Annotated in this window: 10 protein-coding genes; 5 read left to right on the plus strand and 5 right to left on the minus strand. The window is 62.5% G+C overall.

All coding sequences use genetic code 11. The features are described from left to right. Positions 1-98: 98 nt before the first annotated feature. Together DWV00_RS12030 and polA are read right to left on the minus strand one after the other, a co-directional pair. Positions 99-1,445 carry an NAD(P)/FAD-dependent oxidoreductase gene (locus tag DWV00_RS12030; protein WP_115533780.1) on the minus strand — a complete coding sequence of 449 codons (1,347 nt, stop codon included), beginning with the start codon at positions 1,443-1,445 and terminating at the stop codon, positions 99-101. 169 nt (positions 1,446-1,614) lie between these two features. Further along, complete coding sequence (gene polA / locus DWV00_RS12035) at positions 1,615-4,392, minus strand: DNA polymerase I (RefSeq protein ID WP_115533781.1); 2,778 nt, start codon at positions 4,390-4,392, stop codon at positions 1,615-1,617. A 1-nt stretch (position 4,393) separates the two neighbouring features. Here polA and DWV00_RS12040 point away from each other — a divergent pair, with 1 nt between their 5' ends. Then, positions 4,394-5,137 carry an LOG family protein gene (locus tag DWV00_RS12040; protein WP_115533782.1) on the plus strand — a complete coding sequence of 248 codons (744 nt, stop codon included), beginning with the start codon at positions 4,394-4,396 and terminating at the stop codon, positions 5,135-5,137. A 155-nt stretch (positions 5,138-5,292) separates the two neighbouring features. Here the strand turns inward: DWV00_RS12040 and DWV00_RS12045 are convergent, their stop codons facing one another. Continuing rightward, the gene (locus DWV00_RS12045; RefSeq protein WP_245964835.1) at positions 5,293-6,225 is read right to left on the minus strand and encodes a response regulator; all 933 of its coding nucleotides are present in this window, start codon (positions 6,223-6,225) and stop codon (positions 5,293-5,295) included. A 300-nt stretch (positions 6,226-6,525) separates the two neighbouring features. Between DWV00_RS12045 and DWV00_RS12050 the strand changes: the two genes are divergently transcribed. Continuing rightward, positions 6,526-7,020 (plus strand): acyl-CoA thioesterase, encoded by a 495-nt coding sequence (locus tag DWV00_RS12050; RefSeq protein ID WP_115533784.1) that lies wholly within the window; start codon positions 6,526-6,528, stop codon positions 7,018-7,020. Between the two features lie 9 nt (positions 7,021-7,029). Here DWV00_RS12050 and DWV00_RS12055 read toward each other — a convergent pair whose 3' ends face one another. Continuing rightward, complete coding sequence (locus DWV00_RS12055) at positions 7,030-8,475, minus strand: sensor histidine kinase (protein ID WP_115533785.1); 1,446 nt, start codon at positions 8,473-8,475, stop codon at positions 7,030-7,032. On the opposite strand from DWV00_RS12055, the gene DWV00_RS34000 reads away from it, so the two are divergent. Beyond that, positions 8,454-8,870, plus strand: coding sequence for a hypothetical protein (locus DWV00_RS34000; protein WP_181885438.1), 417 nt, complete (start codon positions 8,454-8,456; stop codon positions 8,868-8,870). The two genes, DWV00_RS12055 and DWV00_RS34000, sit on opposite strands and share 22 nt — an antisense overlap. 16 nt (positions 8,871-8,886) lie before the next feature. On the opposite strand, the gene DWV00_RS12060 is transcribed toward DWV00_RS34000, so the two are convergent. Further along, on the minus strand, positions 8,887-9,930 hold the full coding sequence (locus DWV00_RS12060; RefSeq protein WP_115533786.1) for a LacI family DNA-binding transcriptional regulator: 1,044 nt from the start codon (positions 9,928-9,930) through the stop codon (positions 8,887-8,889). Positions 9,931-10,121: 191 nt separating this feature from the next. On the opposite strand from DWV00_RS12060, the gene DWV00_RS12065 reads away from it, so the two are divergent. Continuing rightward, positions 10,122-11,285, plus strand: coding sequence for an ABC transporter ATP-binding protein (locus DWV00_RS12065; RefSeq protein ID WP_115533787.1), 1,164 nt, complete (start codon positions 10,122-10,124; stop codon positions 11,283-11,285). A gap of 52 nt (positions 11,286-11,337) precedes the next feature. Continuing rightward, on the plus strand, positions 11,338-13,347 hold the full coding sequence (locus DWV00_RS12070) for a beta-galactosidase (RefSeq protein WP_115533907.1): 2,010 nt from the start codon (positions 11,338-11,340) through the stop codon (positions 13,345-13,347). The last annotated feature ends 35 nt before the right edge of the window (positions 13,348-13,382 follow it).

A 13,382-nucleotide genomic window follows, 5' to 3' on the forward strand; every position in this document is an offset into this window, starting at 1 on the left:
GATTGGCTGTTTCCAAGCAGCTAGCTCGTGAAGACCGGAGGCTGGAGACTCCGCCAGCCTCGGCACCAACGCTACGAGACGAACCGCACATCCCACCGCTAATGCAGCTTCACCCGCGGCAGCGTCGTTCGCCGCAGCCAATGCGCCACCGTATCGAGCATCATCCGCGGATATCCATGCAGCGCCGCGACATGCAGCCGATACAGCGACATGTACATGAAGCGAGCGAACAGCCCTTCGATGAGCATGCTTCCGCCGATGACGCCGCCCATCAGATTGCCCACTGCGCTGAAGTGGCCAAGCGACACGAGCGAACCGAAATCGCGATAAGTGAACTCGGGCAGCGGCTTGCTCTCGAGCCGCCGTGCCAGCGCCTTCAGCAGAAAGCTCGCTTGCTGATGGGCGGCCTGCGCGCGCGGCGGGACGCCGCGCTCATTTCCGGGCCACGGGCAGGCCGCGCAATCGCCGAGCGCGAAGATGTTGTCGTCGGCCTCTGTTTGCAGCGTTCGCCGCACGATGATCTGGCCCATGCGATTGACGGTGAGCCCATCGAGCTGGCTCAGCACGGGCGGCGCCTTGATGCCTGCCGCCCATACCGTCAGATCGGCGCGCACGACCTTGCCGCTCGCTGTCCGCACAATGCCGGGCGCAACTTCGGCCACCGTCTCGCCGATCATCAGCTTCACGCCGAGCTTGCGCAGCAGGTCGGCCGTCGAACTCGACACGCGCTCCTGCAGCGCCGGCAAAATGCGCGGCCCCGCTTCGATCAGGACGATACCGACATCGTGTTGCGGGTCGAGCTTGTGCAGGCCGTAGGCCGACAGCACCTGCGCCGTGTTGCGCAGTTCGGCCGAGAGTTCGACGCCCGTCGCACCGCCGCCGACGATCGCCACTTGGATGCGCGGCTCGGCTTCCGCCGACGGACCCAACGCCGACTCGACCGCCTCATGCGGCTGATGCTCGGCCCGCATGCAGGCCGCGATGAGCCGCTTGCGGAAGCGGTCCGCCTGCGAGACGGTATCGAGCGCCATCGAATGCTCGGCGGCGCCGTTCACGCCGAAGAAGTGCGTCGTGCTGCCGATCGCGATGACGAGCGTGTCGTATTCGAGTTCGCGCCGCGGCAAGATCTCGGCGCCGTCGAAGTCGATGACCGGCGCGATCGTAATGCGCTTGGCCGCCCGATCCAGGCCGGCCAACTCGCCTTGTTGAAACTCGAACCCGTGCCAACGCGCCTGAGCCGGATACTCGAGCTCCTGCGTGAACGGATCGAGACTGCCGGCCGCCACCTCGTGCAGCAAGGGCTTCCAGATATGCGTCGGATAGCGGTCGACGAGCGTGACGAGTGCGCGCGGTGCGCCGTGCTTGCGCGCGCCATAGCGATCGCCCAGGCGCGTGGCCAACTCGAGCCCGCCCGCTCCTCCTCCCACGACGATGAATCGATGCATGCCGATACTCCCTATGCCGTTGATAATTCGGTTCGGTCGCGCGCTCGTGATGGCGGCGCGAGCGCAAGCTCGGTCATTGTCCGCGAAGGAGCGCGCTCGCGGGAGCCGCCACGGCTTATTGAAGCCATACGGGCGCGAGCATGCGCATCGGACGCGCGGAATCAGCGCATCAGTGCGCCTCCTCCCAATTCGCGCCGACACCCGTCTCCGCCACGAGCGGCACCTTCAGCGCGGCCACGCCGCACATCAATTGCGGCAGTTTTTCACGCACGACGGCGAGTTCGTCGTCGGGCACTTCGAGCACCAGTTCGTCATGCACCTGCATGACCATGCGGCTCTTGGCGTGCTCGCGCTCGAGCCACCCCTGCACCGCGATCATCGACATCTTGATGAGATCGGCGGCCGTGCCCTGCATCGGCGCGTTGATCGCCGCGCGTTCCGCCGCTTGCCGGCGCGGACCGTTGCCGCCGTTGATCTCGGGCAGCCAAAGCCGCCGCCCGAAGACCGTTTCGACATAGCCCTTGATCTTCGCGGTGGAACGCGTGTCGTTCATGTACTCGGCCACGCCCGGATAGCGCGTGAAGTAGCGGTCGATATAAAGCTTGGCCGCGTCGCGCGTGATGCCGAGGTTCGAAGCCAGCCCGAACGAACTCATCCCGTAGATCAAACCGAAGTTGATGACCTTCGCGATGCGCCGCTGGTCGCTCGTGACTTCGAGCGGCGTCACGCTGAACACCTCGGCCGCCGTCGCGCGATGGATGTCTTCGCCATGGGCGAAGGCGCGCAATAGCGATTCGTCGCCGGAGATGTGCGCCATGATCCGCAATTCGATCTGCGAGTAGTCGGCCGAGACGATCTTGCTGCCTTCCGGCGCGATGAACGCCTCGCGGATGCGGCGGCCTTCGGCCGTGCGCACGGGAATGTTCTGCAGATTCGGATCGTTCGACGCGAGCCGCCCCGTCACGGCGACGGCCTGCGCATAGTTCGTATGCACGCGGCCGGTCTCGGGATTGACCATGCGCGGCAGCTTGTCGGTATAGGTCGACTTCAGCTTGGACAAGCCGCGATGCTCGAGCAGCACTTTCGGCAGCGGATAGTCTTCGGCGAGCTTTTGCAGCACTTCTTCGTCGGTCGAGGGCGCGCCGCTCGGCGTTTTCTTGATGACGGGCAACTGCAGCCGCTCGAAGAAGATCTGCCCGATCTGCTTGGGCGAACCGAGATTGAATTCCCCTTCCGCAAGCGTGTAAGCCTCGGTCTCCAATTCGATGAGCCGCGTCGCGATCTCGCTGCTTTGCCGGCGCAGCCGTTCGGTGTCGATCAGCACGCCGTTGCGTTCCATCTTGCGCAGCACGCGCGCCGTCGGCAATTCGATGTCGCGATAGACATGCAGCAAGCCCGCTTCGGGCGCGATCTGCGGGAACAGCGTCTGATGCAGTTGCAACGTGACGTCCGCATCCTCGGCCGCATACTCGCTGGCTTTATCGAGCGGGACTTCGTCGAAGCCGATCTGCTGCGCGCCTTTGCCCGCCACGTCTTCGTACTTGATCGTCTTGACGCCGAGATGGCGCGACGCAAGGCTGTCCATGTCGTGCGGACGATGCGACTCGAGCACGTACGACTGGAGCAGCGTGTCATGCTCGACGCCGTTCAGCGCGATGCCATGATTGGCGAGCACCTGCTCGTCGTACTTCAGGTGCTGGCCGACCTTCTTCTTGTCTTCGCTTTCGAGCCAAGGCTTGAGCTTGGCCAAGACCTCGTCGCGCGGCAATTGCTCGGGCGCGTCGGGCCCTCGGTGCGCAACCGGAACGTAGGCCGCGCAGCCCGCCTCGACCGCGAGCGAGAAACCGACGATCTTCGCCTGCATCGGATCGAGCGAAGTCGTTTCGGTATCGAACGACGTCAACGGAGCCGCGTCGATCTTCGCGAGCCACGCGTCGAACTGCTCCCAAGTTTGGACCGTCTCGTAGCGGCGCTCGGGAGCAATCGTGGGCGCGGGCTCGGCCGCGAGCACGCCCGACGGCTGCGTTTCGCCGGCTTCGGATTGGGCTTCCTGCGCGCCTTCGATCAGCGCTTCGACCTCGCGCAGCCATGTCTTGAAGCCATGCCGCATGAACAGATCGCGCAGCTCGAGCGGCGATTCGGACCGGGCCGGCAGCGTTTCCTCGATCGACACGACGTGCTCGGTCAGATCGCATGCGCGCTCGACCGTCACGAGCTTCCTCGCCATCGGCAGGAAATCGAGCGCGCGGCGCAGGTTCTCGCCCACGACACCCTTGATCTCGCCAGCATGCTCGACGACACCGTCGAGCGTTTCGTATTGCGTGAGCCACTTGACCGCCGTCTTCGGGCCGCACTTTTCGACGCCGGGCACGTTGTCGACGGTATCGCCGATCAGCGAAAGGTAATCGACGATGCGCTCGGGCGGCACGCCGAACTTGGCGATCACGCCTTCCCGGTCGAGCGTTTCGTTCGTCATCGTGTTGACGAGCGTGACGTGATCACTGACGAGCTGCGCCAAGTCCTTGTCGCCCGTCGACACGAGGACGTTCATGCCTTCGCGCTCGGCGGCGGCGGCGAGTGTGCCGATGACGTCGTCGGCTTCGACGCCGTCGACCATCAAGAGCGGCCAACCCAGCGCACGCACGGCGAAATGGATCGGCTCGACCTGCTTGGCGAGGTCTTCCGGCATCGACGGACGATGGGCCTTGTACTCGGGGTACCAGTCGTCGCGGAACGTCTTGCCCTTTGCATCGAACACGCACGCGCTATACTCTGCGGTGACTTCCTTGCGCATGCGCCGAAGCATGTTGATGAGTCCGTAGATGGCGCCCGTCGGTTCGCCGTCCGGGCCGCGCAAGTCAGGCATCGCGTGGTAGGCCCGATACAGATAGCTTGATCCGTCGACCAAAACGAGGGTCTTACCTTTCAGGTTCCGTTCTGCAGGCATTATGAACAAGAGAAAAGTGATTCCGAGTCTGCGATCGCTCGCAGATCAAGAACGTGCGACGGCCAAGAAGGCCCGCGCGTCGTGGCAGATGTTCACGATTATGGCAGAGTTCATCGAGGCGACCGAGTACCTCTCGGAGATCCGCCCTGCCGTCAGCATCTATGGCTCGGCCCGCTTGAAACCGAGCTCGCCGCACTACAAGCTCGCCACGCAAATCGCCCGCAAGCTGTCGGACGCCGGCTTCGCCGTCATTTCGGGCGGCGGGCCCGGCATCATGGAGGCCGCGAACAAGGGCGCCCATGCCGGCAAGGCTCCCTCGGTGGGGCTGAACATCGAGTTGCCGCACGAGCAGTCGGGGAACCAGTGGCAAGACATTTCGCTGCGTTTCCGCCACTTCTTCACGCGCAAGGTCACGTTCGTCAAGAACTCCGACGCGGTCATCGTGATGCCGGGCGGCTTCGGCACGCTCGACGAACTGGCCGAAGTGCTGACGCTGATCCAAACGAAGAAGTCGCGCCACGTGCCGATCATCCTCGTCGGCTCCGAGTTCTGGAAGGGGCTGCTGCATTGGTTCGAGACGGCCCTCTTGCCGATGGGGCTCATCAATCCCGAAGACATGAACCTCATGCAGGTGATTGACGATCCCGACAAGGTATTGGAAGCGGTGCTTGCGTTCTACGAGGATCGCGGCGAGGTCGAGCCGCATGCGGCGAAGTCGGACGAAGACCGGATGTTCTATCTCTAGGGCGAGATCTCTGTTTAGGTCTAGGCGGTCGAATACGAAAGCGGCCTGGCAGGGCATTCGGCCGAATCGACTGGATGGGTGAGTGTCAGCGGGCCGGATTTTCGGGCCCGCTTCGTGCCGTCAACGAGGCCGATGCGGCGCTCGTCACGGATCGCTCAGCGTTCGCCGCTCGCTTGCCGCCATTTTGCGAAAGAAACGAGTTCGGCGTCGACCTCGGATGCATCCAGCGGAGTCAGGCTGTAAAAGGCGCCCTCCCATTGGGCAATGGGAATGGGTTTAGCGGTGGTGACGTAGGCCGCGTCCGGCCGATAGGCCTGATGCGGCCAAAATAGAGGCATGATCGAGCGGTCCTCCAAACTCCGGCGCAACCATTCCGGGCCGCCCGCGTCCGTCACGGTGTCGCGCTGAAATTCCCATTCGTCGGCATCCCACGCTGTGAAAACACTTGGGTTCCCCGCGGCGTCGAACATGAGGACGGCATTCTGGTCGGGGCGCCAGTAATACTCGACGAGATTTTCACGAGCGGCGAGTCGATCGAGTACCTGAACCACTCTCGGATCACTGTAGGCCGTACCGATTCCGTGAACGCCGATGTGCCCTCGCCGCCGGCAATGCGCTTTCTTCGCTTGCGCCAGCGCAGTCGCGAGTTTTCCCGTCATGTCGGTGTCGCCCTTTGTCAGATAGAGATCGATCAAGCCCGCATTGAAAGCGTCCACCGCCTCCCGATAACCTGCCGCACCGGTCAACAAGATCTTGGCGCAAGCGACGTCCTCAATCGACGAAAGAAATCGGATGCCGTCGATCTCCGGCATCTCGTAGTCCACGACAACCGCGGCAACTTCTTCGAATCGCGCACCATCGCTCAACGCGTCGCGGCCCAAGGCGTTGCTGCCCGCTTCGATCTGGGAAAAGCCCGCCCCCGCAATCCGGATACGCGGCACGCCGCGATCCCTCGCCGACAGGAACTCCAGCGCCGCCTGGGGTCTCGTAAAAAATCGATTTAGCGCCCGATCCCGAAATATTCCCCGCAATCCATCCAGGAAATCCGCATTGTCATCGAGAAAAACGACGGATACGGGATGAAGCATCGGTTGCCTAACAAAGGAACTCATGCCGACCTCAGGAAAAAAGCGATTTGCACCTACGCGTGTTATGCGATACGAGCGCTGCGCTGCATCTGCCAATTGCCCGATTATCTCGTGTCGCCCGGAGAACAAGCAACCCCGCGGTCATCTCTCGCCTATTTCACGCAAACACGAGGGAAATATTGATCTTCAATTTCGACGGCCCGAGCGCAACTGAGATATTAAAGGTAAGAATCGCGCATTCCCCCAAATGGGGCGAATGCGCCGCTACCGCTCGTAGCGATTACTCCGAAGGAGTTTTCCATGTCAACTCGAGATGCTATTCCTCATCTCCTTTCTTGCGGTACCGCTTTGCTGACGCCCGACCCAACGGCAGTCGCCGCGCAGAAAACCTTCCACCATGTCATCGACATCTATCTCAAGGATTCGAACGCGTTCATGAACACTTATTTCTCCCGCTATTTCGAATGGCAAGGGGTATGCCGGGAACGCTGGTTCCACCAAAGCATCGATAATCTGCTGGGCCTAAATGGCGCATTCGCCACCAAGCGCGCTCACCAAGAGTACGTTCAGGAAACCTTCCCGTTTCAGCGGGTCGACTGCTTTCTCAATACGCTCGAGGTCAAACAGTGCTCGACGTATCTGGTGTTTCGCTTTTACGTGGACGGCCGCCCGGTTTCGATGGGGTATCAGCAGGTCGTCTTTGCCGATACCGACAAGCGCATTCGGCGGCTCCCGGACAACGTCAGAGCGCGATTCATGGAATATGAATTGATCGCACCCGCACTCGCCGCGTGACGGTGTAGCTTACCCGACGCGATAGCGTCTTGACCGAGGCGGCAGGTCGTGCCGGGCGCGATCTGCCGCCGATCCGGGTTCAGGCAGTTGTAACGTGAATGTCGTATGGATGCCGAGTTCCGACTCGCATGAAATGCCGCCGCCGAGCGCATCGCAAACGCGGCGGCAGAAGCTCAGGCCCACTCCCGAGCCTCGGCCATGTGCTTTCGTGGAATAAAACGGTTCGAAGATCCGCGGCAGCACGTCGGCGGAAATCCCAGGCCCGCTGTCGCTGAAGTGCAGCACGCAGAAACCCTCGCTTCGGCGAGCCCCAATCTGTATCTGCCCCTTGCCGGCTGCGTCGATGGCCTGAAGCGCGTTTTTCAACAGGTTGAACAGCACGAAGATGAGCAGCGAGTCAGAGCCCGAGAACTCGATCGCAGGATCGATCGGGGTGACTGAAACAAGACTGCGTTCACCCGGCCGGAACGGGAAGCGATCGATCGCCGCTTCAACACAGGCGCCGATCGAGTGCGCCGCGAAACCTCGTTTGTCGAGCCGATGCAACGTGAGCGAAGCCAGCGACATTTCCACGACCGAGCTCGTACTGCCGACTTGACGAAGAATCGCGGATGCGAGGCCCGGCAGCCGGTCCGGTTCGCCGGAGAGAACCAGCGTGTCCTCGCATAATCGATGCTGCACCGCTAAACGGTATCCGCGCATCAGGTCGGGAAGCGCCATGCGCAACTCGTCAGCGTGCATGCCGATCGTTGCCAACGGGGTTGCCACCTCATGCGCCATCGTCGCAAGAACGATATATGGCCCCATCAACCCATGCCGGACGATAGCGACGGCGAGCATACCCAGGCTGATCGTGATGAAAATGAATCCCGGCGGATAGAACGCGTAGCCGTAGTTGGCGGCATAGTCGACAGCGGCAAGGGAATACACGATGACGCCGATCGAACAGAGTCCAAGCAGTTTGCGCACTCCCACGGCATTCATTTTGCGTCGAGTGCTAAACAGCAGCCAGGCGCTACGACTCACCACCACAATCGTCTGAATAACGTGGATCGGATGAAGCCGGCCCGCCCTAGGGTAATAGCCGAAGAAATACGAATAGAAGCCGTCGACGAACGTATTCCCGGACACGAGCAGGACGGCCAATGCCACGCACAGGACGTAGGACACCAGGACAGCTCGCCGTTCGCGCCGACGGGAAACGACCTCCACCGAAAAATGATAGAGGGTTGTCGGTAAAAACAGGATGAATAAATAGCCGATCTTAACAAGCACGTTTGCAACGCTCGGGCTCGTGGTCTGAAACAGAAAAGCCCAGGTTCCCTGCCAGACGAACGTCGTTGCGCACATTGCCGCGAAAGGAACCGACACGCGCGTCAAGCCCTCCGTGATCAACACATACGCGCCAAATCCGAGGAACAACGCCGAGACGAATGCTGGCAATAACGAGTACATGGTTCCTGCTCGTGTTTTCAGTTTTATTAAGCGTACGTCGTCTTTTTAGAACCGTCGCTCTAAGGAGAAGCGAACACCGCTTTCCGCGCGCAGATGTGATCGAATCGATATTTTGTGCCGCCTATGCCTTATGCATATTGGCCGTTGCAGCCGCATTGTATCAGGCCGAAACTGTGATCTTAGGTCATCATCCGATTAGGCCGCGCGACTCACCACGTACGAACGCTGACCGCCGCTTGTTCAACGGGCCGCGCGGCAAGAAATACGTAACCGGCCGATTAACCGTCATTCATGGTTTCGTCGGCACCGCATTGCGGGTATCGGAGATCGAAATAGTAAGGAAGAGTAAGGGAATGGCCAGCGCAAGCGGCAATCCGCAGCGTCACTCGGTTTAGCGCCCGATCTGTTTCGCTACGCGTCGTGCGCCGGCCCCGTCGACGCGCGCGCGACGAGGTAAGGCGAGGACGTCACGCATACCCTCGAAACCCGCGCGCCTGCATTCGCCGTCCTTGTGGTACCCGATGTCTCGATCAACTCCAGCAACAACTCCACCGCCAGCTCGGCCGCTTCCACGGTCGGCACCGCCACCGTCGTCAACGCGGGCCGCGACTCGCGCGCGAGCTGAATATCGGTGATCCCGATCACCGACAAGCGATTCGGCACGTCGAGCCCCAGATCGGCGGCGGCCTGCATCGCACCGAGCGCCGGCAAGTCGTTCGTCGTGAACAGCGCCGTGAGGTCCGGGTGCGCCTTCAGCAGTTCGCGTGCGGCGGCATAGCCGCCCTGCGTCGTATCGGGGGTGTACAGCACGGGCGAGGCAGCGCCGTCGAGCCCCGCCGCCCGCATTGCGTCGATGAACCCGTCGTAACGCGCCGCATGAATCCCGTACACCTTGCTGCCGACGATCGCGCCGATTCGCCGATGCCCGAGTGAAAGCAGATGTTGCGCCGCCAACTCCCCCGCCAACCGAAAATCCACCGCCACGCACGGCAGCCCCGGCGGATCGGCCGGCCGCTCCCACATGCACAGGACGACGGGAGCGCCACGCAATTCAGTCATCCGCAAGTCCTCGAAGTCGAGGTTCGCGTTCATCACCAGCACGCCTTCCGATAGCGTCCCCGCGATCTGATCGAGGTAGGCCCGCCCCGTCTGCGGATCACCGGCCGTGTTGCAGATAATGAGGAACCGCCCTTTGCGCTGCAACGCGTTCTCGACGGCAAGCGCGAACTCGGGATAGAACGGATTCGCGATGCTCGACACCATCAACGCGATCGTCGGCGCTCGCCCCTCGGCCAGCGCGCGGGCCGGCAAATGCGGCCGATAGCCCAGTTCGGCGATCGCCTCGAGTACGCGCTGCCGCGTCGCCTCCCCCACGCGCCCCTTGTTGCGCAGGACGTTCGAGACCGTCGCCGGCGTCACCCCCGCTCGGACAGCCACTTCGTTCAAGGTCGGCATGGCTCTTCGTTCTCAATAAATGGGATGGTTATTCAACATTTGCGTGATCTCAGCGAGCACGGCACCATTGGCTGCAAATCAGAGCGAATATTGGAGACGCAGCGCCGATCGCATCGCGATCGATTTTTTAGGGCGCGCTGATTAAGCGCTTAATCATCACTCGGCGCTGATTAGAACATGGAGACGGCACGATGGCGAGCATTTCGTTACGCGGTGTGCAGAAGGCTTATGGCGACGGACCTCAGGTGATCCGCGACGTCGATCTCGAGATCGGCAAAAACGAGTTTTGCGTCTTCCTGGGCCCATCGGGCTGCGGCAAGTCGACCTTGCTGAGGATGATCGCCGGCCTCGAAGACGTGACCGACGGCGACGTCTCGATCGGCGGCAAGCTGGTCAACGACGTGCCGGCCGCGCAGCGCGGCGTCGCGATGGTGTTCCAGAGCTACGCGCTGTTTCCGCACATGACCGTCTACGAGAACATGGCCTTCGGCCTGAAGCTCGCGAAGACGCCCAAGGCGGAGATCGATCGCAAAGTGCGCGACGCGGCCCGCATCCTCCAGCTCGAAGCGCTGCTCGATCGGCATCCGAAAGCCCTCTCCGGCGGCCAGCGGCAACGCGTCGCGATCGGCCGGGCAATCGTGAGAGAGCCCGGTGTCTTCCTTTTCGACGAACCGCTCTCGAACCTCGATGCCACGTTGCGCGGGCAAACGCGCGTCGAAATCGCGCGCCTGCATCGGCAGTTCGCCGACGCGAGCGTCGTCTACGTCACGCACGATCAAATCGAAGCGATGACGCTCGCCGACAAGATCGTGCTGCTGCACGCCGGCAAGGACACCGAACGATTCGGCAGCATCGCGCAAATCGGCGCGCCGCTCGATCTCTATCACCGGCCGAAGAGCAAGTTCGTCGCGGGCTTCATCGGCTCGCCGCGCATGAATTTCCTACCGGCGAAGGTCGCTTCGATCGAATCGAACGGCGTCACCGTCACGCTCGAGCACAGCGGCGAGTCGGTGCGGCTGCCGTTGCAAGGCGGACGGCTGAGCGTCGGCGCGCCCGTGACGTTCGGCGTGCGCCCCGAGCATCTCGAGCCGACGCACAACGACGTGTCGGATGCGAGCCGCGGCGATGCGGTCACGCTGACACGCGCGATCACGCTCGTCGAAGAACTCGGCGAACACAGCTACGTCCACCTCGATCACCCCGGCGGCGCGGTGCTCGTCGCCAAGGCCCCGGGCGATGCGCGGCTTGCGCAAGGCGACCGAGCACGCTTTCGCGCACCGGTTTCCGCCTGCCATCTGTTTGCCGAGGACGGCTTCGCCGTCGCACCGATCGACACCATCGAAGAACACGCGTGACACGCAAGCAAGACATGCACGCGTGAACGACAACGACAAGAGGATCATGGGAATGCGCCTAGGAGTCTGCTATTACCCCGAGCACTGGCCGGAGGCCATGTGGAAGGAAGACGCCGCGCGAATGCGCGCGCTCGGCATCAAACAAGTCCGTATCGCCGAATTCGCTTGGAGCCGGATCGAACCGTCGCCGGGCGAATTCGACTGGGGCTGGCTCGATCGCGCCATCGATACCCTGGGAGCCGAAGGGCTCGAAGTAGTCATGTGCACGCCGACGGCCACACCGCCCAAGTGGCTCATCGATCGCCATCCCGACATCCTGCCCGTCGGCGCGGACGGAAGAACGCGCGCGTTCGGATCGCGCCGCCATTACGATTTCTCGTCGCCGTCCTACTTCGAGGCATCGAAGGCCATTTGCGAAGCCGTCGCATCGCGCTACGGCCGGCATCCCGCCGTCGCTTATTGGCAGACCGACAACGAATACGGCTGTCATCAAACCGTGGTCAGCTACTCGGCGGCCGCGCTCACGCGCTTTCGCGAATGGTTGAAGGAGCGCTACGGCAACATCGACGCATTGAATCGCGCATGGGGCACGGTGTTCTGGAGCATGGAGTACCGCGGCTTTCACGAGATCGATGCACCGATCGGAACCGTGACCGAAGCACATCCGTCGCATCGTCTCGACTATCGGCGCTTTGCCTCGGATGAAGTCGCGCGCTACAACCGCATGCAAACCGACATCATCCGCAAGCACTCGCCGGGCCGCCCGATCGCGCACAACTTCATGCAGTTGTTCACCGAATTCGACCACTACAAAGTGGCCGACGATCTCGACGTCGCCTCCTGGGACAGCTATCCGCTCGGCGCACTCGAGGAGCAGTGGTATGAACCGGAAGTCAAAGCGAAGTATCTGCGCACGGGCCACCCCGACTTCGCATCATTCAATCACGACCTGTATCGCGGCATGTCGAAGCTGCCGTTCTGGGTCATGGAACAGCAGCCCGGCCCGGTGAATTGGGCGAAATGGAATCCCGCGCCCCTGCCCGGCATGGTGCGGCTCTGGAGCTGGGAAGCGTTCGCGCACGGAGCCGGCTGCGTATCGTATTTCCGGTGGCGGCAGGCGCCGTTCGCGCAGGAGCAAATGCACGCGGGCTTGAACACGCCCGACAATCGGCTCGACATCGGCGGCAGCGAGGCGGAGCGCGTCGCGCAGGAGCTTCGCGCATTGGCCGACGCAGGCGCCGATGCCGACGTGGACGGTCGAGTCGACACGCCCGTGGCGCTCGTGTTCGACTACGAAGCCAAGTGGCTGTTCGAAGTGCAGCCGCAAGGCGTCGATTTCCACTATCCGCGTTTTGCCGTCGAATACTATTCGGCGCTGCGCGCGCTCGGGTTCGACGTCGACATCGTCCCGCCGCACGCCTCGCTCGACGGCTATAAGCTCATCGTCGTACCGCCGTTGCCCATCGTTTCGGACGATCTCGTCCGAAAGCTCTCGAACACGCGGGCGCACATCGTCGTCGGGCCTCGTACGGGATCGAAGACGGCCGATCTGCAAATCCCGGCGAATCTCCCGCCCGGCCCCTTGGCTTCGCTGATGCCCATGCGCGTCTGGCGAGTCGAATCGATGCGGCCGAACGTGAACCCGCGCGTCACGTTCAGCGGCAGCGTCCCTCAAGGCTATGCGCGGCATTGGCGCGACTTGCTCGACGTCGGCACGGGCAGCGGCAGCCATGAATCGATGCAGATCCGTGCCGTGTTCGCCGACGGCCATCCCGCCTATGTGAAATACGGCGCCGTGCATTACCTCTCGAGCTTGTTCGACGAAGCGTCCACGCAGGCCCTGTTCGCCCGCATCGCCGCCGAAGCGGGTCTCGCGCCGGCGCCGCTCGGCGACACCGTTCGCACGAGCCGCCGCGGCGGCCTGACCTGGGTCTTCAACTATGGATCGCGAGCGCATTCATTGCCGGCCGATATACCGGGCGATGCGTTCGTCATCGGCTCGCACGACGTCGAACCGCAAGGCGTCGCCGCCTATCGAACGAGCAGCAAGAAGACGCCTTGAAGGCGGCACAACGTAACGAATCCGATGCAGCACCG

This window comes from Trinickia dinghuensis (assembly GCF_003367175.1).
In the GTDB taxonomy this organism is placed as follows: Bacteria; Pseudomonadota; Gammaproteobacteria; order Burkholderiales; family Burkholderiaceae; genus Trinickia; species Trinickia dinghuensis.